Annotated in this window: 25 protein-coding genes; 18 read left to right on the forward strand and 7 right to left on the reverse strand. The window is 74.0% G+C overall.

The genetic code is table 11. The features are described from left to right. Nucleotides 1-154 precede the first annotated feature (154 nt). From ACZ7HT_RS26300 to ACZ7HT_RS26340, 9 genes are all read left to right on the forward strand, one after another. Complete coding sequence (locus ACZ7HT_RS26300) at nucleotides 155-565, forward strand: cobalamin B12-binding domain-containing protein (RefSeq protein WP_471170506.1); 411 nt, start codon at nucleotides 155-157, stop codon at nucleotides 563-565. Next, nucleotides 562-1,878 carry a methylaspartate mutase gene (locus ACZ7HT_RS26305; protein ID WP_471170508.1) on the forward strand — a complete coding sequence of 439 codons (1,317 nt, stop codon included), beginning with the start codon at nucleotides 562-564 and terminating at the stop codon, nucleotides 1,876-1,878. Before ACZ7HT_RS26300 ends, ACZ7HT_RS26305 begins: the two co-directional genes overlap by 4 nt. Before the next feature lie 96 nt (nucleotides 1,879-1,974). Then, nucleotides 1,975-2,979: an asparagine synthetase A gene (locus ACZ7HT_RS26310; RefSeq protein ID WP_471170509.1), complete on the forward strand. Its 1,005-nt coding sequence runs from the start codon at nucleotides 1,975-1,977 to the stop codon at nucleotides 2,977-2,979. After that, nucleotides 2,976-4,277, forward strand: a complete 1,302-nt coding sequence (locus ACZ7HT_RS26315) for a glutamate synthase-related protein (RefSeq protein ID WP_471170511.1) — start codon at nucleotides 2,976-2,978, stop codon at nucleotides 4,275-4,277. The genes ACZ7HT_RS26310 and ACZ7HT_RS26315 overlap by 4 nt, the downstream gene beginning before the upstream one ends. A 101-nt stretch (nucleotides 4,278-4,378) precedes the next feature. Beyond that, the gene (locus ACZ7HT_RS26320) at nucleotides 4,379-4,729 is read left to right on the forward strand and encodes a hypothetical protein (RefSeq protein ID WP_471170513.1); all 351 of its coding nucleotides are present in this window, start codon (nucleotides 4,379-4,381) and stop codon (nucleotides 4,727-4,729) included. Nucleotides 4,730-4,781: 52 nt separating this feature from the next. Further along, a complete protein-coding gene (locus ACZ7HT_RS26325; protein ID WP_471170515.1) occupies nucleotides 4,782-6,074 on the forward strand; it encodes an MFS transporter in 1,293 nt (430 codons plus the stop codon). A 7-nt stretch (nucleotides 6,075-6,081) separates the two neighbouring features. Then, complete coding sequence (locus ACZ7HT_RS26330) at nucleotides 6,082-6,909, forward strand: 4'-phosphopantetheinyl transferase family protein (protein WP_471170516.1); 828 nt, start codon at nucleotides 6,082-6,084, stop codon at nucleotides 6,907-6,909. 256 nt (nucleotides 6,910-7,165) lie between these two features. Continuing rightward, nucleotides 7,166-7,426 (forward strand): hypothetical protein, encoded by a 261-nt coding sequence (locus tag ACZ7HT_RS26335; RefSeq protein WP_471170519.1) that lies wholly within the window; start codon nucleotides 7,166-7,168, stop codon nucleotides 7,424-7,426. A 231-nt stretch (nucleotides 7,427-7,657) separates the two neighbouring features. After that, complete coding sequence (locus tag ACZ7HT_RS26340) at nucleotides 7,658-8,449, forward strand: bestrophin-like domain (protein ID WP_471170520.1); 792 nt, start codon at nucleotides 7,658-7,660, stop codon at nucleotides 8,447-8,449. A gap of 10 nt (nucleotides 8,450-8,459) precedes the next feature. On the opposite strand, the gene ACZ7HT_RS26345 is transcribed toward ACZ7HT_RS26340, so the two are convergent. Beyond that, nucleotides 8,460-9,470, reverse strand: a complete 1,011-nt coding sequence (locus ACZ7HT_RS26345; RefSeq protein ID WP_471170522.1) for a zinc-dependent alcohol dehydrogenase family protein — start codon at nucleotides 9,468-9,470, stop codon at nucleotides 8,460-8,462. 59 nt (nucleotides 9,471-9,529) lie between these two features. Beyond that, nucleotides 9,530-9,925, reverse strand: coding sequence for a nuclear transport factor 2 family protein (locus ACZ7HT_RS26350; protein WP_471170523.1), 396 nt, complete (start codon nucleotides 9,923-9,925; stop codon nucleotides 9,530-9,532). 91 nt (nucleotides 9,926-10,016) lie between these two features. Between ACZ7HT_RS26350 and ACZ7HT_RS26355 the strand changes: the two genes are divergently transcribed. After that, nucleotides 10,017-10,589, forward strand: coding sequence for a TetR/AcrR family transcriptional regulator (locus ACZ7HT_RS26355; protein WP_471170525.1), 573 nt, complete (start codon nucleotides 10,017-10,019; stop codon nucleotides 10,587-10,589). Between the two features lie 23 nt (nucleotides 10,590-10,612). On the opposite strand, the gene ACZ7HT_RS26360 is transcribed toward ACZ7HT_RS26355, so the two are convergent. Next, nucleotides 10,613-11,056 carry a MarR family winged helix-turn-helix transcriptional regulator gene (locus ACZ7HT_RS26360; protein ID WP_471170526.1) on the reverse strand — a complete coding sequence of 148 codons (444 nt, stop codon included), beginning with the start codon at nucleotides 11,054-11,056 and terminating at the stop codon, nucleotides 10,613-10,615. 115 nt (nucleotides 11,057-11,171) lie between these two features. Between ACZ7HT_RS26360 and ACZ7HT_RS26365 the strand changes: the two genes are divergently transcribed. After that, nucleotides 11,172-12,095, forward strand: a complete 924-nt coding sequence (locus tag ACZ7HT_RS26365; RefSeq protein WP_471170528.1) for a quinone oxidoreductase family protein — start codon at nucleotides 11,172-11,174, stop codon at nucleotides 12,093-12,095. 27 nt (nucleotides 12,096-12,122) lie between these two features. On the opposite strand, the gene ACZ7HT_RS26370 is transcribed toward ACZ7HT_RS26365, so the two are convergent. Beyond that, the gene (locus ACZ7HT_RS26370; protein WP_471170530.1) at nucleotides 12,123-13,076 is read right to left on the reverse strand and encodes a terpene synthase family protein; all 954 of its coding nucleotides are present in this window, start codon (nucleotides 13,074-13,076) and stop codon (nucleotides 12,123-12,125) included. 334 nt (nucleotides 13,077-13,410) lie between these two features. Between ACZ7HT_RS26370 and ACZ7HT_RS26375 the strand changes: the two genes are divergently transcribed. Further along, nucleotides 13,411-15,432, forward strand: coding sequence for an ATP-binding protein (locus ACZ7HT_RS26375; RefSeq protein ID WP_471170644.1), 2,022 nt, complete (start codon nucleotides 13,411-13,413; stop codon nucleotides 15,430-15,432). Between the two features lie 203 nt (nucleotides 15,433-15,635). On the opposite strand, the gene ACZ7HT_RS26380 is transcribed toward ACZ7HT_RS26375, so the two are convergent. Both ACZ7HT_RS26380 and ACZ7HT_RS26385 read right to left on the reverse strand, forming a co-directional pair. Then, nucleotides 15,636-16,397: a MerR family transcriptional regulator gene (locus ACZ7HT_RS26380; protein ID WP_471170531.1), complete on the reverse strand. Its 762-nt coding sequence runs from the start codon at nucleotides 16,395-16,397 to the stop codon at nucleotides 15,636-15,638. 102 nt (nucleotides 16,398-16,499) lie between these two features. After that, nucleotides 16,500-17,468 carry an ArsR/SmtB family transcription factor gene (locus ACZ7HT_RS26385; protein WP_471170533.1) on the reverse strand — a complete coding sequence of 323 codons (969 nt, stop codon included), beginning with the start codon at nucleotides 17,466-17,468 and terminating at the stop codon, nucleotides 16,500-16,502. A gap of 110 nt (nucleotides 17,469-17,578) precedes the next feature. On the opposite strand from ACZ7HT_RS26385, the gene ACZ7HT_RS26390 reads away from it, so the two are divergent. From ACZ7HT_RS26390 to ACZ7HT_RS26415, 6 genes are all read left to right on the forward strand, one after another. After that, on the forward strand, nucleotides 17,579-19,051 hold the full coding sequence (locus ACZ7HT_RS26390; RefSeq protein WP_471170535.1) for an MFS transporter: 1,473 nt from the start codon (nucleotides 17,579-17,581) through the stop codon (nucleotides 19,049-19,051). A 120-nt stretch (nucleotides 19,052-19,171) separates the two neighbouring features. Continuing rightward, nucleotides 19,172-19,579, forward strand: coding sequence for a YciI family protein (locus ACZ7HT_RS26395; protein ID WP_471170537.1), 408 nt, complete (start codon nucleotides 19,172-19,174; stop codon nucleotides 19,577-19,579). An 8-nt stretch (nucleotides 19,580-19,587) separates the two neighbouring features. Then, nucleotides 19,588-20,745: an RNA polymerase sigma factor gene (locus tag ACZ7HT_RS26400; RefSeq protein WP_471170645.1), complete on the forward strand. Its 1,158-nt coding sequence runs from the start codon at nucleotides 19,588-19,590 to the stop codon at nucleotides 20,743-20,745. A gap of 205 nt (nucleotides 20,746-20,950) precedes the next feature. Then, entirely contained in the window at nucleotides 20,951-22,150 is a 1,200-nt protein-coding gene (locus ACZ7HT_RS26405) for a S8 family peptidase (protein ID WP_471170539.1), read from the forward strand. Nucleotides 22,151-22,329: 179 nt separating this feature from the next. Continuing rightward, nucleotides 22,330-23,970, forward strand: coding sequence for a protein kinase domain-containing protein (locus ACZ7HT_RS26410; RefSeq protein WP_471170540.1), 1,641 nt, complete (start codon nucleotides 22,330-22,332; stop codon nucleotides 23,968-23,970). Further along, on the forward strand, nucleotides 23,967-24,551 hold the full coding sequence (locus tag ACZ7HT_RS26415; protein WP_471170542.1) for a hypothetical protein: 585 nt from the start codon (nucleotides 23,967-23,969) through the stop codon (nucleotides 24,549-24,551). The genes ACZ7HT_RS26410 and ACZ7HT_RS26415 overlap by 4 nt, the downstream gene beginning before the upstream one ends. 15 nt (nucleotides 24,552-24,566) lie before the next feature. Here ACZ7HT_RS26415 and ACZ7HT_RS26420 read toward each other — a convergent pair whose 3' ends face one another. Continuing rightward, the gene (locus ACZ7HT_RS26420) at nucleotides 24,567-25,835 is read right to left on the reverse strand and encodes an MFS transporter (RefSeq protein WP_471170544.1); all 1,269 of its coding nucleotides are present in this window, start codon (nucleotides 25,833-25,835) and stop codon (nucleotides 24,567-24,569) included. Between the last annotated feature and the right edge of the window lie 24 nt (nucleotides 25,836-25,859).

Genomic DNA, 25,859 nt, shown 5'->3' on the forward strand with positions numbered 1-25,859 from the left:
CACGCCCCTGCCACCGGCGCCGTGCCCCGCATTCCTCGCGGGGCACGGCGCTTTTTCCGTTCCGTCGTGCAGTGGAATTCGCGGGCGAAAGTGCCGGTCCTTGCTGCCGGTCCTACTTCCCCTTCCGGAATCCCCGGAAATCTATCCTCGGCACATGAAGATACTCCTGAGCGGAACCGCATCGGATTCCCACACATGGAATCTCGTGTACCTCCGTCTCTTCCTCGAGGAACAGGGCCACGAGGTCGTCGGGCTCGGGCCCTGCGCCCCCGCCGAGCTGCTGGTCGCCGGCTGTCTGCGGCACGCGCCCGACGCGGTGGTGCTCAGCAGTGTCAACGGGCACGGCTACCGCGACGGACTCGCCGCCGTCCGCCGGCTGCGCGCCGAACCCGCCCTGGCCGGCCTCCCCGTGGTCCTCGGGGGCAAGCTCGGCGTCGCCGGGCACCGCCAGGAGGCGGACGTGGCACGGCTCGCCGAGGCCGGCTGCGACGCCGTCCTCGGCGAGGACCTGGACGCCCTGCGCGCGTTCTTCGCCGCGCGCGCCCGCAGGGAGGTGCCGGCTTGACCGCCGCTCCCGCCGCCGACTTCGGCGGCTTCGTCGCCGCCTCCGCCGCCGCGGGCCGGCTCGTCGTCCAGCCCCGCATGGGCTTCGGCGACCCCGCCCGCATGCGCGCCGGACTCGCCCGGACCAGGGCCGCCACCGCCCACACCGCGGGCACGCTGACCGTCGACAGCTACACCCGCGTCGGCGACCTCGCCGCCGCCCGCGCCGCCGTGGCCGAGGGAACCCGCCTCAACGGCTACCCGATCGCCGCGCACTCCCCGGCCACCACCCGTACCGTCCTCGACGGGCTGTACGACGCCGACTTCCCCGTACAGGTCCGGCACGGCTCCGCCCGCCCCCTGGCCATCGTCCGGGCCCTCACCGCCGCCGGCCTCGACGCCACCGAGGGCGGACCCGTCTCGTACTGCCTGCCCTACGGCCGCACCCCCCTGCGGGAGTCCGTCACCGCATGGGCCCGCGCCTGCGAACTCCTCGCCACCAGTGCCCGCCCCGGCACCGTGCCGCATCTGGAGAGCTTCGGCGGCTGCCTGCTCGGCCAGCTCTGCCCGCCCGGCCTGCTCGTGGCCATGAGCGTCCTGGAGTGCCTGTTCTTCACCCGGTTCGGCCTGCGCAGCGTCTCGCTCAGCTACGCCCAGCAGACCGACCCGGCGCAGGACGAGGAGGCCCTGCGCGCGCTGCACCGGCTCGCCGCCGAGTTCCTGCCCGCCGACGTCGACCACCACGTCGTCCTCTACACGTACATGGGCGTCTACCCCCGCACCGAACAGGGCGCCACCCGCCTCCTGGAGGCCTCCGCCCGGCTCGCCGTGCGCTCCGGCGCCGGCCGCCTCATCGTCAAGACCACCGCGGAGGCCCACCGCATCCCGACCGTCGAGGAGAACGTCCGCGCCCTGGAGACCGCCGCCGCGGCCGCCGCGCTCGCCGGACCACCGGCTCCCGGCCCCACGGCCGGAGGGGACGGCGAGGTGTACGAGGAGGCCCGCACCCTGATCGAGACCGTCCTCGGCCTCCACCCGGACCTGTCCCGGGCGTTGCCTGCCGCCTTCGAACGAGGGCTGCTCGACGTGCCGTTCTGTCTCCATCCCGACAACGCCGGCCGCTCCCTGGGGTTCGTCGACCCCGGGGGACGGCTCCGCTGGGCCCGGACCGGCGCCATGCCCATCCGCCCGGACACGGCCGCCGGCGCGGCCCCGCTCACCTCCGCCGGCCTGCTCGCCGCCCTCCACCACGTCGCCGACCGGTACGACAGCCCCCGGCACCGCGACAACGGCGGCGGCCACGAGCGCCCGCAGGCCACCGCGCTCACGGTCTGACCCGTACACGGCCCGGTACACGTCCCCGTGAGCAGCCCCTCGTACACAGCCCCGTACTCAGCCGCCCGACGACGATCCAGATAAGGAGCCCCCGCCATGGACAAGACCCTTCCCGCCGGCGCACCGGCCACCCCGCCCCCGCTGGGCGAACACCTCCGCTCGCCCCGGCTGCGCGCCGCCATGCTCGTCCAGCAGGAAGCCCTCCACGCCGCCCGCGCGTTTCTGCGCGGCGAGGGTTTCACCGAGCTGCTGCCCCCGCTCGTCGGGCCCGTCACCGACCCCGGCGGCCGTGGCGCCAAGGCCCTCGACGTCGACTACTACGGCCACCCGTACAAGCTGATGACCAGCGCCATCCTCTACAAGCAGGCATCGCTGCGCGGCTTCCCCCGGCTCTTCTACATCGCCCCCAACGTGCGCGTCGAACCCGAGGAGACCGCCACCACCGGACGTCACCTCGTCGAGTTCCACCAGATCGACGTGGAGATCGCCGACGGGAGCCGCGAGGACGCCCAGGAGATCGCCGCCGGCCTGCTCACCCACGTCACCGAGCACGTGTGGACCGCCGTCCCCGAGATCCTCGGTGAACTCGGCCGAGTCGAAGGTGACTTCGCCGACATCCGCTCCGGGAAGTACGACGTCTGCACCCACGACGACGCCGTCTCCCGCCTCCTCGCCGCCGGTCACCCGCAGAACCCCGACGGCGAGATCGACTGGGCCGGCGAACGGCTCCTCTCCCTGGAGAGCGACCGCCCCTTCTTCGTCAACGACTACCCCAAGGGCTCCCGCGGCTTCTACGACCGGGAGGACCCCGAACGCCCCGGGGTGCTGCGCAACTTCGACCTGATCGCCCCCCACGGATACGGCGAGCTCGTCTCCGGCAGCGAGCGCGAGGCCGACTACGCCACCATCGTCACCCGCATGCGGGAGAGCGGCGAGAACCCCGCCAAGTACGCCTGGTACCTCAAGGAGGCCCGCGAGGGCATGCCCGCCAGCGCCGGATTCGGCATGGGCCTCCAGCGCCTGGTCCGCTTCCTCACCGGACTCGACGCCCTCTGGCAGGTCAGCGCCTACCCGAAGCTCCCCGGGGTGGTGGCCCCGTGACCGCCCTCAGCACCCCCGGCTTCCCGGAGCGCGAGATCCGCGCCCGCGCCCGCAACGGCACCGCCGAGGTCTTCCCCGACTCCCGCACGTACGGGACGCGGCTGTACGGACCGGCTGCGGGCACCGTCGCCGCCGACGGCCTCGACCGGGCGCGCATCGTCCCGCCCGTCTTCATGCCGCAGCGCCTGGAGAGGCTCATCGACCTCGCCCGGGAACCCGAGTTCACCGACGTCGACCTCGGCTCCCGCGTCGGCGGCTTCACCGCCCGGCTGCCCCTCTACCTGTCCGCGTTCGGCTCGACCCGCGCCGGCAGCGGCGACCTCGCCGTCCACGCCGGCCGGCAGGCCGCCCGCCTCGGCATCCCCATGGTCATCGGGGAGAACATGATCCCCGTGCACGGCTACCGCCGCGCAGGCGACGCCACCCGCTCCGCACTCCTCGCCCGCGTCGAGGCCTACCTCGACGCCGCGCCCGAGGGAGCCGGCGGCGTCGTCGTCCAGCAGTCCACCGAGGACGCCGACTCCGAGGTCTGGAACCTCCTCTACAGCGACCCCGCCTTCCGTCCCCTCCTGGAGACCGGCCGGCTCGCCTTCGAGCTCAAGACCGGTCAGGGAGCCAAACCCGGCCTCGGCGGCATGACCGTCGTCGACCGCGCCGAGGCCGAGCAGCTCGCCCGCCGCTTCACGGTCCGCGAGGTCCTCGACCCGGACGGCGAACGCCAGTTGCGCTGCGCCACGCCCGGCACCTTCACCGACGAGATCCTCCGCCAGCAGCTCCGCTTCATGCGGAACAACTTCCCCAAGGCCCGCACCTGGGTGAAGTTCCACCCGGGCCGCGACATCGCCCGCGCCGCCCGCACCGCCTGGTCCGCCGGTGCGGACGCCGTCACCGTCGACGGCGCCGAGGGCGGCACCGGCTGGGCTCCCGGCGTCTTCCTCGACCACGTCGGCCTGCCCCTCGCCGAATGCCTGCGCCGCATCGGCCGCCCCGACGGCTGCCTCCTCGCCGCCGGCGGCATGTGGGAAGGCGGCCGCGCCGTGCGCGCCCTCGCGCTCGGGGCCACCGCCGTCGGCCTCGGCCGGGCGGCCCTCGTGGCCGTCGACGAGGACCCGGAGCACGGCCTGGAGCGGCTCGCGGACAGCATCGCCCTCGAACTGCGGCTGCTCATCAGCGCGTTGGGCAAGTACGAGGTCGCCGCCCTCGGCCCCGAGGACCTGTGGTGGCCGGACGGACACCCGTCGTACGCCGCCGACGCGCCGCTCCTCGGCGTCGCCGACCCGGCGGGAGCGGCGCCGTGACCGCGCATCGCCGGCGTGGCGGGGACGGGACGGCCGCGCACCGCCGGCGTGGTGGGGACCGGACGGCCGTGCAGCGCCGAGGTGGCGGAGGCCGGACGGCCGTGTCCCGCCGGCGTCGCGGAGACCGGGCCGCCGTGCACGCCTGCTTCTCCGTACGGGAGACCCCGGGCATCACCGTGGCGGTCACGCACGGCGGGACGGGCCTCGTCGCGTCCGCCCGGCACACGGCCCTGCGTGCCCTCGCCGAGGCGGGCCGCGGCTACCTCGGCGGCCGCGTCGAGCTGCGTACGCCCCGGACTCCCGCCCCGTCCACCTCCCGGCCCAGCGCCTTCGGCACCCGCCGGCGGCGTGCCGTGCGCCGCGCCGCCGACCGCGCCGTGGCCCTGGCCGTCGCGGCCACCCTCCGGGGCGACGCCATCGGCACCCGCGTCCCCATCCGCCCACCCGTGTGAGGGACGGCAGCCGCCGCGTCCCCCCGCCCCTCGACCACAGAAAGCCGACCCCATGGGAACGACCCCCACGACCAGCGCACCGGCGGGCAAGGAAGCCGCCGTCGACTGGCGTCGCGTCAGCAGTCTCGTCATCGGCCAGGCCGCCGTCCAGGCGGGCAGTTTCGCCCTTCTGATCGCCATGAGCTGGACGGCGGTCCAGCTCGGCGGCCGTGAGGCCGTCACCTACGTGACCCTCTCCGCCACCCTCCCGCGCGCCCTGCTGCTCCTCTTCGGCGGCGCGCTCGCCGACGCGCTCGGCCCCCGCGCCGTCCTGCTCCGCGCGACCGGCGTCCGCGTCCTCGTCCTCGCGGCGGGGACGGCGGTGACCGCCACCACCCACACCCTGTGGCCGCTGATCGCCGTCGCCCTCGTCGACGGCGTCCTGCTCGGCCTGACGGGCCCCGCCTCCGGTGTCCTGCTGCCGCGCCTCGCCCCGCAGGACCAGCTCGGCCGGGCCAACTCCCTCTTCTCCATGGTGCTGCGGCTCGCCCCCATCGCCGGCTCGCCCCTCGGCGCCTGGCTGGTCGTCGTCGGAGGCCTGCCCGTGGCCATGACGGCCGCGGCCGTCGGCTGCGCCGTCTGGCTGGCCTGCGCCGCCCACGTCACCCACGGCATGTCCCGCCCCGAGCCCGCCCCCCAGGGACCCTCCCTGCTGCGGCGGTCCGGCGACGGCTTCCGCCTCCTCGCCGCGCACCCGCGCCTGCGGTGGATGTTCGTCGCCTGCTTCTGCATGGACCTGGCCTTCCTCTGGCCGGCCGAGGTCGCCCTGCCGCTGCGGGCGGCCGACGAGGGCTGGGGCGTCGGCGCCGTCGCCATGGTCCTGTCCGTGTTCGGCGCCGGCGCGCTCGCGTCGGCCGCCCTGGGCGCGGCGCTCGCCCACCGCATCCCGGCGCACACCAAGCTCGTGGTGACCGGAGCCGGCCTCGCGGCCGGCATGGCCGCCATGGCCCTCGTCCCCTCGGCCGTCGTCCTCGCCGGCACGGCCGGCGTCGTCGGCCTGCTGTCCGGACTGAACGGGCCGGCCCTGGTCACCGCCTACCAGCAGGCCGTCCCCGAAGGCCGGATGGGCGCCGCGATGTCCACCTTCGCGCTCTCCGGCATCGGCGCGGCACCCCTGTCCCTCGCCGTGTTCAGCCCCGTCTCGCTCTACCTCGGCGTGACCGGGACCTGGCTCCTGTGCGCGGGCCTCGCCCTGCTCTCCCCGGTCGCCGCGGCCGTCGCCCTGCGCGGCGGGACGGCCACCGCCACACCGCGCGCCGACGCCCCGGCCCGTACCGCACCGGAGCCCACCGCCACTTCCGTGTGAGGCAGACATGACCCCGTTGGTTTCCCCGCCCCTTCCGGCAGCTCCTCCGCCCGGCCCACTGCATTCCCCACACCGTCCGGCAACACCTCCGGCCGACCCGCTGGAGTCCACGCCCCTTCCGGCAGCTACTCCGGCCGACCCGCTGATCCCGACCGCGCTCCCGCCCCTGACCACGGCCCTGCCCCGGCTGCCCGGCCTCCGTCCGGTCCGGCCACAGTTGTGGCTGGTGGCCACCGAGGCCCATCAGGACACCGTCACCCAGTTCGCCCCCCTCGTCCTGGCCACCGAGGAACTGGCCCGCGCCGAGGAGTTCCGCCGCTCCGGCGACCGCGCCACCTACCTGTGCGCGCACGTCGGGCTGCGCCGCCTGCTCGGCGCCCATCTGGGCGTCGCGCCCCGTACCGTATCGGTGGCCCGGGCACCGTGCCCCTGCTGCGGGGAGCCGCACGGGCGTCCCGTACTGACCGACGGGCGTCTGCACTTCTCGCTCTCGCACTGCGAGGGGCTGAGCCTGATCGCCGTCGCGTCCACGCCGGTCGGCGTGGACATCGAGCGCATACCGGCGGCGCACACCGTCGCCGAGGCATCGGAGGTCCTGCACCCCGCCGAGGCGGCGGAGCTCGCCGCCCTGACCCCCGCCCACCGGCCCGCCGCGTTCGCCCGCGTCTGGACCAGGAAGGAGGCCTACCTCAAGGGACTCGGCATCGGGCTCGGGGCCGACCCGGCCGCCGAGTACGTCGGCGCGGGACCGGTCCCGTCCGCACCACCCGGTTGGCTCCTCACCGATGTCACCGTCCCGGAGGGCCACCACGCCGCCGTGGCCCTGCGCAGGTGACGAGCGCACGGCGCCGGACGCGCGGTCCCGGCCGGACCGCCCCCCCTCAGGACGTGCTGCCGGCCGGGGCAGCACGTCCCCGCGGCAGCGGTCCACCGCGGCCCGGCCGAGCCGCACAACCGCCCGGCATACGCGCCGCGACTGCCCATGGCGCACGTTTGCGCAGATAATGCTCGTGCCGCCCTCCGCCGTGCCCGTACGGAGCGGAGCGTCCTGCGGCGAGGCGCGGGACACGGCATCCGCGGCAGGAGGAGCCATGCTCATCAGGCATCTGGTCGAGGACGGAGTCCTGCACCTGGCGCTCCTGCACGATCTGGACGTCTCCAGTCGTGCCGCGGCCGCCCTGCAGATCGAGACGCTCCTCCTCGCACACCGCCCGCGCCTGGTCAGGATGCAACTGCCGACCGCCGAACCCTCGCCCGCGTCGCTCAGCGCGCTCGCCCGCGCCCGTCGGATGTGCGAAGGCCTGGGCATCCCCCTGACGGTCGTGGGTCCGGCTCCGGTCGTCGGCCCGTAGGACCCGCGGGCGGCCCACCGCGGCCGTACCGAACCGTGTGCGGGCTTCCGACGACTCCACCACCGCCGTGAACACCCGCACCGGCGGCCCCGCGCATCCGGGTGACGGGTGCCTCGGCACCGCGCGGCGTGACGACAGCGTGTTCCATCCGCGACACGCGCGAGTGATCATTCACGGTGATCGCGGCCATGCGGCGAGAACGGCCGCGAACCGCACCTAGACTCCCCGCACATGTCGCTCTGGCTCCTCAATCACTTCAGCACCTTCACCCTCGCCGTGGTCACCGTCGGCGGGACCGTCGTCCTCGCCGTGGCCGGCAGCGTGCTGCTCCGCCGCAGGTATCCCTCGCTGGCCCGGGGCGAGCACAACGACATGGTCGGGGTGACGCTGGGGATGTTCGGCGCGATCTACGGGATCATCCTCGCCTTCGTCATCGTCACCCTCTGGACCCAACTCGACAGCACGCAGACGATCGTCGCCAGCGAGGCCACCGACGCCGCGCTCATCGCCCGCGACGCCGCCGCCTTCCCGCCCGCGGTCCGCGCCGGCCTCGACACCGCCCTCAGCGGCTACGTCCACGCGGTCGTCGAGGACCAGTGGCCCCGCATGCGCGCCGGTCAGCCCAGCTACGGGGCCACGGAGTCGCACCTCCGGTCCGCCTTCACCGTCCTCCAGACGTACGACCCGGCCTCCCCGCGCGAAGAGGTCTTCTACCGGGAGGCCGTCACCCACCTCAACGACGTCGCCGCCCAGCGCCGCGCCCGGTTGAACATGGCCGAGCAGGAACTCCCGCCCTTGCTCCAGGTGCTGGCCTTCGGCGGCGCGGTCGTCCTCGTCCCGCTCACCTTCCTCTACGGCATGCGCAAGCTGCGGATCCAGCTCCTCTTCGTCGCCTCGGTCGCCGGCCTCATCGGCTTCAGCCTGCTCCTGGTCTTCGTCCTCGACCGCCCGTTCGCCGGCGAACTGAGCGTGAGCCCTGCCCCGTACCGCGAGGGCGCGCTCTCCCAGTACTGGGAACAGTGAGGGACGGGGTTCAGGAGTGGCTGATGACCACTTTGCCGAAGGCGGTGCCGGCGGCGTAGTGGCGGTAGGCGTCGGCGGCCTCGTCGAAGGGGAAGACGCGGTCGATGACGGGCCGGAGCCCGTGCGTCTCGATCAGGTCGTTCATCGCGGTGAACTGGGCGCGGCTGCCCACCGCCACACTGCGGAGGGTGGCGCCGGACGCGAAGAGGGCGTAGGGGTCGAGCGGCGGGGCGGTCCTGCCGGTGAAGCCGACGCAGGCGATGGTGCCGGCCAGGGCGATGGCCCGGACGGACTCGTGGAGCAGCCCGGCGACGTCGACGATGCGGTCGGCGCCTCGTCCGCCGGTGAGGGAGCGGACCTCACCGGCCCAGTCGGGGGTCGCCGTGTAGTCGACGACGGCGTCGGCACCGAGCTCGCGCAGACGCGCGGCCCTGGCGGCGCTGCTGGTCGTGGCGATCACGCGCGCGCCGAGCGCGTTGGCGAACTGGAGCGCGAAGAGGGAGACGCCGCCGGAGCCCTGCACGACGACGGTGTCGCCGGGGCGGACGCCGGCTCCGTCGCCGGTCAGCGCGTTCCAGGCGGTGACCGCGACGCAGGGCAGGGTGGCGGCCTCCTCGTACGTCAGATGCGTGGGTACGGTCACCAGCGAGTCCGCGTCGGCCACGGCGAACTCGGTGAGCATGCCGTCCAGGGAGCCGCCGCGCTGGGCGATGTGCTCGACGGCGAACGGGCCGTCCTGCCAGGACGGGAAGAGGGTGGCGGCGACGCGGTCCCCGACGCGTACCGCATCGACGTCCGGACCGACCGCGACGACTTCGCCGGCCCCGTCCGAGACGGGGACGAGGTCCGGTTTGACGGGAAGGACGTACGTTCCGTCGAGGACCATGAGCTCACGGAAACTGAGGGACGTCGCCCGCACGGCCACCAGGGCCTGTCCGGGGCCGGGGGTGGGGGTGTCGTGCTCGCGGACGGAGAGGCCGGAGAGTCCGGCGCCGCTGTGCGACAGGTGATAGCTGCGCATGGATCGAGCCCTTCGTAAGAGGCGGGAATCAAGGGGGAGTCGGGTGACGGGGCGGGGCATCAGACGGCGTCCGGCTCCGCGGCCGGCGGGACCTCTCCCGCCGTCTTGCTGAAGCCCAGCGCCTCGACGATCCGGCCGTCCGTCACCCGCATGACGTTGACGCCCTGCACCCACTGGCCGGGGCCGTCGCCGAAGCGGTAGGTCCACACGATCGTCGCGCGGTCGCCCGCCACGATGACCTCCTGCGGGGTGAACTGCGCGGTGAGGTCGTCGACGAGAGCGGTCCACCACTGCGTACAGGCTTCGCGTCCGGAGACCCGCTCCCCGCGCGGCGCGGGCTGGACGCTCTCCATGACGCAGTCCTCGGCGATCAGACCGGCCAGGAGGCCGGCCTCGCGGTCGGTGAACGCGCGGTTGAAACGGGCGATGACTTCAGCGGTCGTGCGCACGGACATGACGCCTCCTCAGAAGAGATAGACCGTTCGGTCTACGAGGAATAGAGATAGACCGGTTGATCTACTGTGTCAACTGCCGCAGAATCTCCGCATGAGTACTTCCGTGAAGCCGGGCCCCCGCGAGCGACTCCTCATCGCCGCCCAGGAGTTGACGTACCGCCAAGGAGTCGGCGTCGGCGTGGACGCCCTTCTCAAGGGGGCCGGTGTCGCCCGCCGCTCGCTGTACGAGCACTTCGGCGGCAAGGACGGTCTGATCGCAGAGGTGCTGCGCCGCAGTACCTCGGAGGACGTGGAGCGGTACCGCGCCACCATGGACGCCGCGGCGGACGACCCCCGGGCCCGGCTCCTCGCGGTCGTCGACCGGCTCGGCCGGATCGCCGCCGACCCGGACTTCCACGGCTGCCGGTACCTCGCCGCCGACCTCGCGCTCACGGATCCCGCGCACCCCGGCCACGAGGTCACCAGGGAGTACCGGCGTACCGTCCACGGCCTGTTCGCGGACGAGTTCACCGCCCTCGGGCACGCGCGGCCCGCTTTCGCGGCCGATCAGCTGCTCATCCTGGCCGACGGTCTCCTCGCCGCCGGCGCGACCCGGCCCGACGTCGAACCCGCCGCCGCGGCCCGCGACCTCGCCGAGCACATCATCGACGCGGGCCTGGCGTAGGACGGCACTGCTACGGGCGGGGGCTACGCCTCGTACACCCGGGTCAGCAGCTCCATCAGCTGCCGGGCCTCTGCCTCGCTGAGCGGCGCCAGGAGCGCGGAGTTGGCCCGCTCGGCCAGCTCCGCGCACCGCGCCAGGACCCCCGCACCCGCCGGCGTCACCGTCACCGCGTTCTTGCGGCGGTCCTTCGGGTCGGGCTCTCGCCGCGCGAGGCCGGCCTGCTCCAGGTGGTTGAGGAGGAGGACCACGTCCTTCGCGTCGAAGCCGAGCCTGCGCACCAGATCGGCCTGGGCGACCGGGCCGTACTCGGACACCGCCGCGAGTACGGCGTGCTGCGGGAGCTTCAGTCCTTCCTCGGCGATCGCCTCGGCGACCAGACTCCGGCCCCGGGCCGCCACGCGGCCGACCAGCCAGCTCGGCAGGGACTGGATGTGCGCCAGGGCGTGCGGGTCTTCCGTGGGGGTCATGGAGGTCAGACTATCGCGAATTCATTGGACTTCCCCATGATCTGCTTCTATGGTGAGATCCAATTCGTTGGGAACGCCAATGAAGTCGATGGTTCCGTGCCCCTTGGAGGTGCCCATGCGTCGTGTCCGGTACGAAGTGACCGGCGGTCCCGAGGTTCTCTTCGTCGAGGAGGCCCCCGTGCCGGATCCCGGCCCCGGTGAGCTGCTGGTCCGTAACGCAGCCGTCGGAGTCACCCTGCCCGCCGTGCGGAAGGTGCGCGAGGCCGCCGAGCCCGGCCCGCTCGGCGGTGAGGTGGCCGGCGTCGTCGCCGCCGTCGGCGAAGGCGTCACCGGCTTCTCCGTGGGTGACCGGGTCACCGGCCTCTGCTTCTCCCACGCCTACGCCGAACTCGCCCTCGTCCACGAGGCGACGGCCTCCCGCATACCCGACCGGGCGACCGCCGTCGAGGCCGTGGCCCTGGTTCGCAGCGGACTCGTGGCGCGCGGCGCCTACGAGGCGGGGCGCCCCTGCCCCGGCGAATCCGTCCTGGTCACCGCGGCGGCCAGCGCGGTCGGCACCCTCGCCCTGCAGTACGCCAGGGCGGGCGGGGCCTCCCGCGTGGTCGCGGCCGTCGGCAGTGCGGAGAAGGCGGATTTCGTGCGCGCCCTCGGCGCCGACGAGGTCGTGCTCTACGAGGACGAGTCCTGGGGCGAACCGGTCGACGTCGTCCTCGACGGGGTCGGCGGCGAGCTCCTCGGTCCCGCCGTGCGCGCCCTCGCTCCCGGCGGCCGTCTGGTCGCCTTCAGCTCGGGCGGCGGCACGATCGACGCGTACGAGCTGCTGGTCCGCGGCGCCTCCGTCGTCGGCTTCCAGATGGCGGCCATCGCCCGGGGCAAGCCCGAGCTGTACGCGCGCTGGCGCGACGAGCTGTGGGCCCTCCACCGCGACGGCACGCTCCGCCCCCGCGTCTGCGCCGAGATCCCGCTCGCCGAGGCGGCCCGCGCCCACGAACTCGTCGACTCCCGGCGGAACACGGGCAAGGTCGTCCTCGTTCCCTGAGCCCGGGAGGCGGCGACGGCCGAGGGCTCAGTGGCCGTAGCGGCCCGTGTCGATCTCCCAGCGGTGGTAGCCCGCGATCCACGAGGCGAGGCCGGCGACGTACCGGCGGGCCGCCTCGCGCGCGGCCGGGGAGAGGCCCAGGAGGTCGCAGATCTCGGGGACTTCGGTCGACAGCTCCACGAAGCGGTCGACCATCGTCTGCGCCTCGCGCATCACCTCGGCGGCCGCCTCTTCGGGGGTGCTGCCGAGCTCCTCGCGGACGATCATCACGATGTTGGCGACGTCGCCCCGCGCGAGCTCCTGGGCGTACGAGTGCACGTCGTTGGTGAACGACGGTATGTCGGCGGCCAGTTGACGCATCCGGCGGAACGAGGGGTGGTGCAGCACCTCCTGCGGCAGCTCGAACCGGTTGAGCCGCTCGACCATGTCGAAGAGGGTCTCCATGGCGGCCGTACCCCGGCGGAGCGCCAGATAGCTCTCCCGGTCCGGGAGGCGCCCGGTGAGCCGGCCGGCGGCCTCGGCGGGATGGCACGCGAAGTACCACTCCCAGTTGTACGCGGACCGGGCCAGCCACCGCGCCGACATCCCGCGCGCGCTGCGCTCCCAGAGGTCGGCGAAGGCCTGCTCGACCGGGGTACGGGCGCCGGGCGCGGGCCCGTCGCCGTGCAGAAGGCCCGTCAGGCGGGTGCATATCTCGGCCACTTGGGCGGGCGAGCGGCCGAGGTCCGAGTCGAACCGGTCGTCGAAGAGGAAGTAGAAGCCGAGCAGGTCCGCGGCGAGGACGAGGTCGTCGTCGGCGGAGTCCGGGCTGGTGAACGCGGCGAGCCGGGGCACGTCCCACTTGTCGTACGCCGGCAGGGCGATGGTGACCGCGAGGCCCTCGTGATGGACGAGCCAGTCCCGGTGGCGCTGTGCGACGGAGGCCTGGTTCGGGTTGCTGCGAGGAGGAAACGGCAGGTCGAGCGTGGTGGCTTTGGACACAGGCCCCCCAGGTTCTGATCCCGGGTGATCCCCTGACGCCCCCGGCGCGTTCGAAGAGTACTTGAACTGATCATCAACTGCCAGGAACGTACATCAGATTGCTTTCAAGCCAATGGAATTGTGACCTCCGGATCGGTCATGCGTTCTCTCGTTCGTTGCGGCGGGTGGTTCGTCCCCCGTTCGCGCCACCCGTGGGCGGGCGAACGCGTTGGGGTTGCCGTGACGCCCGGTGCAGTGACGGTTCTGCATCCGGGACCTGCGGGTTCTGTGTCGACTCCCGATCTCGGTGGGTTGATGGCGCGAGCGAAGATCTGGATGGTGCGCGGTGCCGGAGATGTGGAATCGGGGCGAGGGACACGACGCCCGGTTCGTGGACTGCTTCCGGGACGGTGACGCCCTGGTCGGACGCGACGGGGAGCTCGCCGCGCTCCGGGCCGCCGTGGCGGAACACCGGCTGGTCACCGTCGCGGGAGCGGCCGGGACGGGCAAGAGCCGGCTGGCCCAGGCCGCCGTCACGCCACCGGCCGGCGGCCCCGGGCGGACGGTCGTGCGGGTCCGCTGGCACGACGGCATCCCCGTGGGGCGCCGGGCGCTGACGGCGCGGGTGGCGAGGGAACTGAGCGCCGCGGGACTGCCGTGGGACCCGGCGGGCCGGGACCCCGCCGGGTCCCCGTACCCCGTCCCCGCCCCCGTCCCCGTTTCCGTCCCCGTCCCCGTCCCCGCCTCCGTCGGAGAAGTGCTGCTCCTCCTCGACGACGTGGATCCCGTGCACACGGAGTGCATCGGTCTGGTGCAGACGCTCCTGATGACCGAGCCGGCGGTACGGGTCCTGGTGACCGCGCGCCGGCCGCTCGGGCTCGGGGACGAGCAGGTGATCAGGCTGGGGCCGCTGCCCATGGAGCCCGTTCCGGGCCAGGCGGGCGCGTCGCCCGCCGTGGAGCTCCTCGTGTCCCGCGCGCGGGAGCGCGGATGGAGCGAGGACGTCGATCCGACCGCCGTGGCCCGGGTCTGCCGCCTGCTCGAAGGCGTTCCCCTGGCGCTCGAACTCGCCGCGGGCCGCCTGGGGGAGTGGACGATGGAGGAGCTGGCCGCCCACCTCGAAACCGGCCAGTGCCGGCTGTCCGACCCGGCGCCGCTCCTGCTGCGGCACCGCACGATGCGCTCCACCATCGGGGCCGTCCACGCGCTGTGCGAACCCGTACAGCGCAAGGTCTGGCGCCGGCTCAGCGTCTTCGCAGGCCCCTTCACGGAGGCCGCCGCCGTCTTCGTGTGCCTGGGCTCCGACCTCGCACCGCACGACGTGCCCTCCGCCCTGGCGATGCTGAGCGCCACGGGAGTGCTCCAGGCCCTCGGAGAGGCCGGTGCGGTGCGCCCGCCCCGCTACCGCATGGCCCGGGCCGCCCGCGACTTCGGTACGGAACGGCTCGCGGCGGCGGGCGAGCGCCCGGTGACCAGGGACCGGCACGCAGCCCACTTCCGTGGTGTCGCGGCCGTCGCCGAGACCCTGTGGAACACCGGCCTCCAGCGGCAGGCGCTCCAGACCGTCCAGGACGAACACGACGACCTGATGGCCCTCGTGCACCGCTCCGAGGAGGGCGCCGGTCACGCCGAGACGGCCCTGGAGACCATGCTGCACCTCTGGTTCTGGTGGGCGGTCCACGATCACGCCCGAGAGGGCAGCGACCGGCTGCGCGTACTCCTGCCCCGGCTGCCCGCCGACAGCCCCCTCGCCGCGCGCGGCCGATGGCTCGCGGCCTGGCTCAGCGCGGCATGGGACCCGCGCACCGCACACCACCTGCTGTCCCTCGCCTGGCCCGCGGCCGTGCTCGCCGGCGACGACGCCCTCCTCGGCCGCATCGCCCACGTGCACGGAACCCTGGCATGGCAGCGGCAGGACCCGGCGGCGGCCGCCCGGTACTACCGGCAGGCGGCGGACACCACCCCCGTCGGCGCGCCCGGGGGCCCTTCCCCCGCGGTGAGCCTCGCCGCCCTGGCCGTGGTGCAGGCCCACCGCACCCCCGCGGCGGCGGCCCTCACCGCCCGCCGGGCGCTCGCACAACCCGACTGCGCCGACGACGCCTGGGCCACGGCCCTCGCCCACTACGCCCGCGCGTTCGCCGACCACCGCGCCGGACGCGACGGCCGCGCCCGGCACCGCGCCGGACGCGCCCTGGCGGACCTCGAAGCCCGGCTCGACGCCCCGCAGGCCCGCCGCGCCCTGCGCCTCCTCCTCGCCGCCCTCGATCTCGCCGCGACGGCCACCGGCGCGCCGACGTCTCACCTCCGTCCGCACGTCCCCGTACCGCGCGACGGAGCGCAGACCCCGTCCGCGACGGTGAGCCTGGCCCAGCGGTGACGACGGTGGCGCACGGTGCCGATCCGTCACGGAGGCTGATGACCGTGGCGCACGGTGCCGATCCGCCATGAAGGCTGACGACCGTGGCGCACGACGCCGCCCCGTCATGAAGGCTGATGACCGTGGCGCACGGTGGCGACCCGCCACGAAGGCGAGGGCCGCCGACCAGGGGCGTGCCCCGAGGTCGGCGGCCCGCTCCCGGTTCAGCCCAGCCTGGACGCGGCGTACGCCTCGATCGCGTCCCGCTGGTACGCGGCGAGGCCGGGGGCGATCGCCTCGTACGCGGCGCGCCACTGCTCGTTGTCCACGCAGGAGCGCCCGATGGCCCGGTACTCCTCGACGGAGACGGCGCGCAGCTCCGTCAGGGTCCGGTACTGGGCGTCCGTCTCGGCCTGTACGGGGGCGGCGTCGGCCGGCAGGCCGGCGGCCATCAGCTCGGCGAGCCGGACCATCGAGGCCGTACGCTCGCGCTGCCCGGCCTCGACGTCCCGCGCGGTCATCCCGGTGACCCGGCGGGCGACCGCCTCGGCGCGCTCCGGGAACTCGCGCAGACTCTCCTCGTACAGAGCGGGCTCGACGCCCTCGAACAGGTTCTCCGGTCGGTTGATCGCGGTCATGGGTGTGCCGTCCTTCCTGGACTGCTCCAGATCGACGATCGTGCGGGAGACGGTGCCGGCCAGCGCGTCGAGCCGGTCCCGCTCGGCGAGCAGCCGCCGGTGGTGCCCGCGCAGGGCCTCCACCTCGTCGACCTGCTCGGAGAGGATCCGCCCGATCTCGGGCAGACCCACGCCGAGGGCCCGCAGCACGAGGATCTGCTGCAGGCGCAGGAGCTGCTGCTCCCCGTAGCGGCGGTGGCCGCCGGCGGAGATCCGGGCGGGCGACAGCAGGCCGATCTCGTCGTAGTGCCGCAGGGTCCGGGCGGTGACGCCCGACATCCGGGCGACCTCCGCGATCGGCCAGTCCATCTCCGCCTCCCGTACGAGTGTGTCGCAGGGCCGGTCTCTCCGGCCCTGGTCAGGACGGTAGAAGCTGCCGCAACGGCAATTTCAAGCCTCGGCCCGGACCTGTCACCGGCCCGCTCCCGCGACGAGTTCCTCCGCCACGCGCGTGCGTGCGTACAGCACGGCCCGCCCCGCCCGGTGGGCCGAGACGAGACCGGCCGCGCGGAGGGCGCCGAGGTGCTGCGACACCCCGCCGGGAGTGAGGCCGGTACGTCCGGCGAGCTCGGTCGTCGAGGCCGGTGCCGTGAGCTCCGCGAGCAGCAGCGCCCGCGACCGGCCGAGTACCCCGGACAGGGCGCGGGAGGCCGATTCCGGCGGCGCCTCCCACAGGGTGCCGATGCCGCGCGGGGGATAGCGCAGGGCCGGCTGGTACAGCGGGTCCGTCGTCGAGAACACCCGGGGCCACACGAACGCCGACGGCACGAGCAGCAGCCCGCGCCCGTCCAGGCGGCGCACACCGTGGACGAAGCGGTGCTCCACGCTCAACGTGCCCGAATTCCAGGCGAGTCGGGGCTCCAGGTCCTCGAACAGCGTCCGCGTCCCGCCTTCGGCGAAGCGACGCGCCCGGTACTGGATGTCTGCCTCCAGATGCGTCTGGATACGGGGCCAGTACGGGGCCATCGCGAGCTCCCAGAAGGCCGCGATCACGTCGGCGAGCCGCCCGAGCCCGCGCTCCGGGTCGGCCCGCAGCGCGTCGACACCGGGCTGCGCCTCGCGCGCCGAGGCCCGGAGCCGTTCGGGCGGAGTGGCGCGCAGCGCGGCCAGCTCCACGCCGAGCGACGGGCCCGACGTGCTCGGCGGAGGGCACAGGAAACCGGGGATCGAAGGCGCGGGCACCGGCACCAGCGAGGTCAGCGGCGTCAGATCGAGCCGCGCGGCCGCGATCCGGGCGCGCACCTGCTCGGCCCACCGCCGGTGCAGCGCCTGCTCACCGGCCCCCGCGAGGACCCGGGCCCCGGCCACGACCTCCCAGAGCGGTGAGATGGCGAAGCGGGTGCGCGCGACGTCCTCCGCAGAGAACTCGATCTCCAGCACGGATACCCCTGCCCCTTCCGGCCCGCCGACGTTCCCCGGATGCACGTGACGGATTCACGTGAGGCTAAAACATTGGCCCCAGGCTGTGAGGACCGGCCACCGTACCGGGCATGCCCACCTTCCTCACCGCCTCCCGGCGCGTCCGTTCTCCCCAGCGCGGACAGGCTCCCCACGGCACGCGGTCCCCCTGGCGCTCGGGGGACTTCCGCGCCCTGTTCTCCGCGTCCGTCCTGAGCACCCTGGGGACGAACGTCACCTACGTCGCCGTCCCGCTGGTCGCCGTCCTCGCGCTGGACGCGGGACCCGGCCAGGTCGGCCTGCTCGCCTCCCTGAGCACGGCGGCGTTCCTGCTCATCGGCCTCCCCGCGGGCGCGTGGGTCGACCGGATGCGCCACCGCACGGTACTGATCGTGGCGGACCTGCTGCGCGCCGCGCTGTTCGCGTGGATCCCGGTGGCCTGGTGGTTCGACGTCCTGACCTTCGGCGGCCTGTGCGCGGTGGTGCTCCTGAGCGGGGCCGCCACGGTCCTCTTCGACGTGGCCTCGCAGAGCGTCCTGCCCCGGCTCGTCGGCCCCGCCGCCCTGATCCCGGCGAACTCGGCCCTGGTGAGCCTGACGGCCGCGGGCAACGTGGCCGGGCGCGGAGCCGGCGGCGCGCTCGTACAGCTCCTGGGGGCACCGCTCGCGGTGGTCTGCGCCGCGGCGGGCCACCTCGGCTCGGCGCTCCGACTGCTGCGGATGGCGCGCGGCGACGCGCGCACGGCGGAGCGGACCGCGCACCCGGCCGCGGCGGCTGCGCCGGAAACGCCAGAGGCCGCGCCGGAAGCCCGCGAGGACGCGCCCGAAGCCCACGAGGCGGCGTCGGACACCCGCGAGGAAGCGCCGGAAGCCCACGAGGCCGCGCCGGACACCCGCGAGGCCGCGGCGGAGCCTACCGCCGCGCTCGGCCGCGGACCGAGTCTGCGCGCCCAGATCGCCGAGGGACTGCGCCACGTCCTGGGCCACGCGGAGCTGCGTGCCATCGCGGTCAGCGGTTCGGTCGGGAACCTGGGCACGGTCATGGTGAACACGATGCTCCCCGTGGTGTTCACCCGGGAACTCGGCCTGTCCGCGGGCGCGCTCGGCCTGTTCTGGGCGGCCGGTGGCGTCGGCCTGTTCCTCGGGGCCCGCCTCGCCCGTCCGCTGGCCGACCGCTTCGGCCACGGCCGTGGGCTGGTCCTGGCAGGCCTGTGGCTGTCCCCGGCGGGCCTCCTGGTCCCCCTGATGGACCGGGGCACCGGCCTGTGGGCGGCGGTCGCCGGATGGGTCGCGTTCTCCGTGCGGACGGGGACGGCCAACGTCCTGGGCGTGAGCCTGCGCCAACGCCTGACCCCGGCCGACCTGCTCGGCCGTATGAACGCCACCTTCCGGTTCCTCCTCACCGGGTCGATGGCCGTCGCCGCCGCCCTCGCCGGGGCCATCGGCGCGCACTACTCGCCGCGCGCGGCCCTCTGGACCGGCGGAGCCCTCATCTGCCTGAGCTTCCTCCCGACCCTCCTCTCCCCGCTGCGAGGCCGCCGCGACCTCCCGGCGACGCACCCGTGAGGGAGTCCCGTAACCCCGCCGGGGAAGAAACTTCGCCGGTGATGTCGAGAACCCGCGCCCCGCTCCGTCCCCGGTGTGAGAGCGACCAGAATGGGCCGCACAAGGACCGAGGAGAACGTCATGGCCAAGTACCTGATGCTGAAGCACTACCGCGGCGCCCCGTGCCCGGAGGGCTTCGTGCCCATGGACCAGTGGACGCCGGAGGAGATCTCGGCCCACGTGCAGTACATGCACGACTTCGCCGCCAAGCTGGAGAAGACCGGCGAGTTCGTCGACGCCCAGGGGCTCGCCCCCGAGGGGGTCTGGGTCCGCTACGACGGCGAGGGCCGCCCGCCGGTCACCGACGGCCCGTTCGCCGAGACCAAGGACCTCATCGCCGGCTGGATGGTGATCGACGTCGACAGCTACGAGCGCGCCCTGGAGCTCGCCGGGGAGCTCTCCGCCGCCCCCGGGGCCGGCGGGCAGCCGATCCACGAGTGGCTCGAACTGCGCCCGTTCATGGCCGCGCCGCCCACCATCACGGAGTGACCGGTCCCATGGACGAGGCCCTGCTGCGGAGCCTCACGCCGAGCGTGCTCACCGTCCTCGTCCGCCGCGGAGCCGACTTCGCGGCGGCCGAGGACGCCGTCCAGGACGCGCTGGTGGAGGCCGTACGCGTCTGGCCCGCCGACCCTCCCCGCGACGCGAAGGGCTGGCTGGTCACGGCGGCCTGGCGCAAGTTCCTCGACGCGACCCGGGCGGACACCGCCCGGCGCCGGCGCGAGGACCTCGTCGAGGAGGAGCCCGCGCCCGGCCCCACGCCCGCCGTGGACGACACGCTCCAGCTCTACTTCCTCTGCGCCCACCCCTCCCTCACGCCCTCGTCCGCGGTCGCGCTCACGCTGCGCGCCGTCGGCGGGCTGACCACCCGCCAGATCGCCCAGGCCTACCTGGTGCCCGAGGCGACCATGGCGCAGCGCATCAGCCGGGCCAAGCGCACGGTCTCGGGCGTGCGTCTCGACCGGCCCGGCGACGTCGCCACCGTGCTGCGCGTCCTCTACCTGGTCTTCAACGAGGGCTACTCCGGCGACCTCGACCTCGCCGCCGAGGCCATCCGGCTCACCCGGCAGCTCGCGGCCGTGAGCGACCACCCGGAGGTGGCGGGGCTCCTCGCCCTCATGCTGCTCCACCACGCCCGCCGGGCCGCCCGGATCGCGCCCGACGGCAGCCTGGTGCCGCTCGCCGAGCAGGACCGCGGCCGCTGGGACACCGCCGCGATCGCGGAGGGCGTCTGGATCCTGCAGGCCGCCCTCGCCCGTGACCGCCTCGGCGAGTTCCAGGCACAGGCCGCCATCGCCGCGCTCCACGCCGACGCTCCCACGGCCGCGGAGACGGACTGGGTGCAGATCGTCGAGTGGTACGACGAACTCGCCCGCCTGACCGACAGCCCCGTCGTCCGGCTCAACCGGGCGGTCGCCGTGGGCGAGGCCGACGGACCGCGCGCCGGCCTGGCGGCGCTCGCGGAGCTTGACGGGACACTTCCGCGGTACGCGGCGGTGTCGGCGTACCTCCATGAAAGCGCGGGCGATCTCAGGTCGGCGGCGCGTCTGTACACCGAGGCGGCGGGGAAGGCGACCGACCTCCTGGAACGCGACCACCTGACCCGCCAGGCCGCCCGCCTCAACACCCGTCTGAACGCGGGGCTCGACAGCTGACCGGTTCACCGGCGAACGTGCCCTTTTCGCAAAGGAGTTCGCGGCACGGCGTGTGCGACATGGAGGCGATGCGGAGAGGGTATTCAGAAACCTTGTTGAAAAACCCGTACCCCCGGTTCGCACTTGATTTGCTCCTGCCAATCCGCACAGGGTTCTCTCGAACGTTTGACGCCCCACACGTCAACACGAGGAGAGAACCTCTTTCATGGCAACTCACAAGCGATCCACGCGATTTCGCAATGCGTCCATAGCCACGGGGGTCGCAGCCGCGGCCGTCACGGCGCTGCTCGCCGGCAACCTCGCCGGGGCGGCCACCCCGGCCGAGGGGACCGTGTACGGACTCGGCGCCCCCGGCGCCGTCGACGGCAGCTTCGTCGTCATTCTCGACGCATCCGCGAACAAGGGGGAGCTCGCGAAGAAGTACGGCGGCACCCTTCAGCGTTCGTACGGCTCCGAGGTCAACGGCTTCTCGGCATCGGGCCTGACGGTCCAGGAGGCCAAGCGGCTCGCCGCCGACCCCGCCGTCGGAACGGTCGTGCAGAACAAGCGCTTCACCATCGACGAGACGCAGGAGAAGCCCCCGTCCTGGGGTCTGGACCGGATCGACCAGACCGAGACGGCCGGCGACGACACGTACACGTACCCCGACGGCGGGGGAGAGGGCGTCACCGCGTACGTCATCGACACCGGCGTCCGGATCACCCACCAGGACTTCGGCGGCCGCGCCACCCACGGCTTCGACGCCGTGGACAACGACGACTCGGCCGACGACGGCAACGGCCACGGCACCCACGTCGCCGGCACCATCGCCGGCACCGCCCACGGCGTCGCCAAGAAGGCGAAGATCGTCGCCGTACGGGTGCTCGACGACAACGGCTCCGGCACCACCGAGCAGGTCGTGGCCGGCATCGACTGGGTGACGCAGCACCACACCGGGCCCTCCGTCGCGAACATGAGCCTCGGCGGCGGCGCCGACGAGGCGCTCGACGCCGCCGTCAAGCGGGCCATCGACTCGGGTGTGACCTTCGCCGTCGCGGCCGGGAACGAGTCCTCCGACGCCGGCCAGGGCTCGCCGTCCCGGGTGCCCGAGGCCCTCACCGTCGCGTCCAGCACCAAGGACGACGAGCAGTCGGACTTCTCCAACTTCGGTGCGGTGGTGGACCTGTACGCCCCCGGCTCGGACATCACCTCCGACTGGAACGACAGCGACACCGGCACCAAGACGATCTCCGGTACGTCCATGGCCACGCCGCACGTGACGGGCGCCGCGGCCCTCTACCTGGCCGCCCACCCGTCGGCGACGCCCGCCGAGACGGCCGACGCGCTGACCGGGGCGGCCACGCCGGACGCCATCAAGAACGCCACCTCCGGCACGGCGAACAGGCTGCTGAAGGTCACGCCGTGACCGAGCGGTGAGATGCGGCAGGGATGGCCCCCACGCCGTGGGGGCCATCCCCTTGTCCGTACGTACGGTTCACGCGTACGGCCGACAATCACCGACTTCCCCCCTTTCGCCGGGAACCGGCCCTGGCCAGAATCTGTCCCTGTGGAGGAAGGCCGCCACGGCGCCGAGGGGGGACGGGGATGAGCGCATGGGTGGTCCCGGGATACACGGAGACCCGGGAACTGGGCGCGGGCGGCAGCGGACGCGTGACGCTGGCCACCCACGACGCCACCGGCATGCCGGTGGCCGTCAAGTACCTGAGTGAGCGCCTCCGTTCGGACGAGTCGTTCGTCCGGGGCTTCCGCTCCGAGGCCCGGCTCCTCGGCGCCCTCGACACACCGCACGTCGTCGGCCTCTACGAGTACGTCGAGGCGCCGCAGGGAGCGGCCATCGTCATGGAGCTCGTCGACGGCGTCGCGCTGCGCGCCCTCCTCGCCCGGGAGGGATCGACCGGCCCCGAGGCCGCCCTCGCCGTGCTCAAGGGCTCGCTCCTCGGCCTCGCCGCCGCGCACCGGGCGGGCGTCGTCCACCGCGACTACAAGCCCGAGAACGTCCTCGTCGCCGCCGACGGGTCCTCCAAGCTGGTCGACTTCGGCATCGCGGCCGGACGCGACACCAGGGCCGGCGTCGCCGGAACACCCGCCTACATGGCACCCGAGCAGTGGAACGGCGCCCCCGCCTCTCCGGCGGCCGACGTCTACGCGGCGACCGCGACCTTCTTCGAGTGCCTCACCGGACGCAAGCCCTTCGCGGGCGACAACTTCGCCGAACTCGCCCTCCAGCACCTGGAGGCGCCCGTACCCGACGGACAGGCCCCGGAGCCACTGCGCCCGCTCATCCGCCGCGGGCTCGCCAAGTCCCCGTACGAGCGGCCGGAGAACGCGGACGCGTTCGTCAGCGAACTGGAGTCGGTCGCGGCCGCCGCGTACGGACCGGACTGGGAGGAGCGGGGACGCGGCCGGCTCGCGGCCCTGGCCGCACTCCTGCCGCTGCTCTTCCCCTCCTCGGAAGGCACGGCCCAGGGCACGACCGCGCTCGCCACGACGACCCTGCCCGCCCCGCCGCCCCGCCTCTGGCGACGTCTCCCCCGGGGGCTGCCGGCGGCCGCGGCGTCCCTCGTCCTGGCGCTCCTCCTCGCTCTCGCGGCGCGGGCCGGGGGAGAGCCGACGACCGGGGACTCGGCCGCCCAGGCCGTGGCGACGACGAACACGTCACCGAGCGCCCGCCCACCGGACCCGAGGACGACCCCGACGGCGACGCCGACGACGGAGGAGCCCCAGGCCTCGACGGAACCCCCGGAACCCCCGGCGACGACCGAACCGACCACCGGACCGACGACACCCTCTGCACCGCCACCCACGACCACGACGACGGACCCACCGCCGACGACCCCACCACCGACCCCACCGACCCCACCGACCACGCCACCGACCACCCCACCCACGACACCGCCGCCGGTCTCGGTCACGGCGGTCTCCGTCACGAGCCTGCGCCAGACCGGGCCGACGGACGCGGAGGCCACGGTCGAGATCAGGACGGACGGGCCGGGTCCGGTGACGCTGCTCGTCGAGTGGTTCACGGGCGACGAGAAGGGCGTGCCCGGTACACCGGACGGCTCGGAGACCTTCCGTCGCGAAGGGGCCGACACCTACACCCTCACGCTCCCGCACGCGGTCCGGGGCGCCGGCTGCTACTGGGGAGTGCGCGCGACCACGGACCCCGCCGCCGCGAACGGCGGCTCCCTGCAGCAGACCTTCATCCGACGGTGTGTGATCACGTGAACGACGACGACTACAGCGCCACCGAACTGGGCAGCCACTGGTTCCAGGGCCCGCCACCGGACGCGACGCCCGACCGGGTGGAGGGCGACGTCCTCCGCTTCGGCCCGGGGGTGACCGCGGCCGCCGCCCGACGCGCCGGGAACACCCCGACGGCGGCTCAGATCTGGCACGGCACCCCACCACGCCCCCGGCGACGGTCGCTCCGGTACGTGCCGGCGGTCCTGATCCTCCTGGTCGCCCTGGCCCTCCTGGCCTGGCGCGAGTACGGCCCCGGCGTCTCGGTACGGGAGGTCGCGGTCACGGCTCCCCAAGGGCCGCTGGGCTGCGACGGCACGGCGAACGTGCTGGGCGTCGTCCGCACCGACGGCCGCCGGGGCACCCTCACGTACCACTGGGAACGCAGCGACGGCACCCGCTCAGCGCCCCTGCGCGAGACCCTGACCCGCGGTCAGAAGGAGGCCAGGCTCCACCTCCTGTGGACCTTCCAGGGAAGCGGCACCCACCATGCCGTGGCCCGCCTGGTGATCACGTCCCCCACGACCCGTACGGCGGAGGGCACCTTCACGTACCGCTGCGACTGATCCCCGGAAGCCGGCTCATACCGCCGGCGTACCGGCGCCGGGGAGGTTCGTGTGGGAGGGGAGCGAGCGTTCGGCGGTGAGGAGGATCGCCGCGCCCGTCAGGACCAGGAGGGCGAGGACCGTCCACAGGTGCCAGGGGCCCGTGTCGAGGAGGAAGCCCAGGAGCATGGGCGCGATGGTGCGGCAGACCGACCAGGAGAGCTGGTAGACCGAGAGGTAGCGGCCCCGGAGGTGGTCGGGGGCGGCCTGGACGGACAGGCTCTGGGAGGGGGCGGAGTGGACGAGTTCGCCGGCGGTGTAGAGCACCGCGACCGCCAGGACGGCGACGAGGGCGTCCGCGCCGCGGACCAGGTGGGGGAGGGCGGCGAAGGCGGCGAACGAGAGCGCGAAGGTGGCCGCGCCCAGGGCTGCCGTACGGGTGCGTCTGCCGCGTGAGGTGAGGCGGGCGGCGGGTACGCCGAGGAGGGCGACCAGGACGGTGTTGACCGCGAAGACCGCGCCGGCCAGGGCGTCGGGCAGCTCGACGTCGCGGGTGAGGAAGACGGGCAGGGCCATGGCCTGGGTCGTGTAGCCGAAGGCGATGAGGAAGTTGGCCGTCGTGATGAGCAGGTACGGGCGGTCGGCGAGCACCTGCCGGTATCCGCCGCGCGTGTCCGGCCGCTTGGTGACGCTGCGGACCTGGGGGATCCTGGCGACCAGGACGGCGGCGACGGCGAAGACCGCGGCCAGGGACTCGGCGGCGACGATGAATCCGGTGGTGCCGTTCCACGCGAGCATCCCGGCCGCCGCCAGGCTGCCGCAGCCCATGCCGGCGTTGCGGAGGCTGCGGTCCCAGGCGAGGAGCCGGTCCCGCTCGGCACCTTGGGCGAGGTCGCCTATGAGGGACTGCTGGCTCGGTGCGGACGCCCACATGCCCACGGCCACCACGAGGGCGATCGTCAGGAAGGCCGGGTAGGAGTCGGCGAACGGGTAGGCGGCGAAGCCGAGCGCGCGCAGCGCGAGCACGGCGATGAGCACGCGACGGCCGCCGAAGCGGTCGATGAGGATGCCCGCGGCGGGCATGAAGGCCAGCGCGCTGAGACCCGCGATCGTGAGGCCCGCGCCGATCGACGTGAGCGACAGGCCCGTGAGTCCGTGGATGAACAGCATGGTCAGGGGCACGTAGATGCCGTCGCCGATCGACGTGGCGAGGCTGGAGGCGATCAGGCGGCGACGGGCGGGGACGGTGCCGGGGGACGGCTGGACCGCCGGCTGCGCGGCCTCGGAAACGCGGGTATCTTCCACGGAAGATAATTTATCATCCGTGGA

This window comes from Streptomyces sp. NPDC037410 (genome assembly GCF_055602235.1).

Coding starts and splice junctions, on each gene's coding strand:
- ACZ7HT_RS26300 (WP_471170506.1), top strand. CDS start 155: ATGAAGATACTCCTGAGCGGAACCGCATCGGATTCCCACACATGGAAT.
- ACZ7HT_RS26310 (WP_471170509.1), top strand. CDS start 1,975: ATGGACAAGACCCTTCCCGCCGGCGCACCGGCCACCCCGCCCCCGCTG.
- ACZ7HT_RS26325 (WP_471170515.1), top strand. CDS start 4,782: ATGGGAACGACCCCCACGACCAGCGCACCGGCGGGCAAGGAAGCCGCC.
- ACZ7HT_RS26330 (WP_471170516.1), top strand. CDS start 6,082: ATGACCCCGTTGGTTTCCCCGCCCCTTCCGGCAGCTCCTCCGCCCGGC.
- ACZ7HT_RS26335 (WP_471170519.1), top strand. CDS start 7,166: ATGCTCATCAGGCATCTGGTCGAGGACGGAGTCCTGCACCTGGCGCTC.
- ACZ7HT_RS26340 (WP_471170520.1), top strand. CDS start 7,658: ATGTCGCTCTGGCTCCTCAATCACTTCAGCACCTTCACCCTCGCCGTG.
- ACZ7HT_RS26345 (WP_471170522.1), bottom strand. CDS start 9,470: ATGCGCAGCTATCACCTGTCGCACAGCGGCGCCGGACTCTCCGGCCTC.
- ACZ7HT_RS26350 (WP_471170523.1), bottom strand. CDS start 9,925: ATGTCCGTGCGCACGACCGCTGAAGTCATCGCCCGTTTCAACCGCGCG.
- ACZ7HT_RS26355 (WP_471170525.1), top strand. CDS start 10,017: ATGAGTACTTCCGTGAAGCCGGGCCCCCGCGAGCGACTCCTCATCGCC.
- ACZ7HT_RS26360 (WP_471170526.1), bottom strand. CDS start 11,056: ATGACCCCCACGGAAGACCCGCACGCCCTGGCGCACATCCAGTCCCTG.
- ACZ7HT_RS26365 (WP_471170528.1), top strand. CDS start 11,172: ATGCGTCGTGTCCGGTACGAAGTGACCGGCGGTCCCGAGGTTCTCTTC.
- ACZ7HT_RS26375 (WP_471170644.1), top strand. CDS start 13,411: ATGTGGAATCGGGGCGAGGGACACGACGCCCGGTTCGTGGACTGCTTC.
- ACZ7HT_RS26380 (WP_471170531.1), bottom strand. CDS start 16,397: ATGGACTGGCCGATCGCGGAGGTCGCCCGGATGTCGGGCGTCACCGCC.
- ACZ7HT_RS26390 (WP_471170535.1), top strand. CDS start 17,579: ATGCCCACCTTCCTCACCGCCTCCCGGCGCGTCCGTTCTCCCCAGCGC.
- ACZ7HT_RS26395 (WP_471170537.1), top strand. CDS start 19,172: ATGGCCAAGTACCTGATGCTGAAGCACTACCGCGGCGCCCCGTGCCCG.
- ACZ7HT_RS26400 (WP_471170645.1), top strand. CDS start 19,588: ATGGACGAGGCCCTGCTGCGGAGCCTCACGCCGAGCGTGCTCACCGTC.
- ACZ7HT_RS26405 (WP_471170539.1), top strand. CDS start 20,951: ATGGCAACTCACAAGCGATCCACGCGATTTCGCAATGCGTCCATAGCC.
- ACZ7HT_RS26410 (WP_471170540.1), top strand. CDS start 22,330: ATGAGCGCATGGGTGGTCCCGGGATACACGGAGACCCGGGAACTGGGC.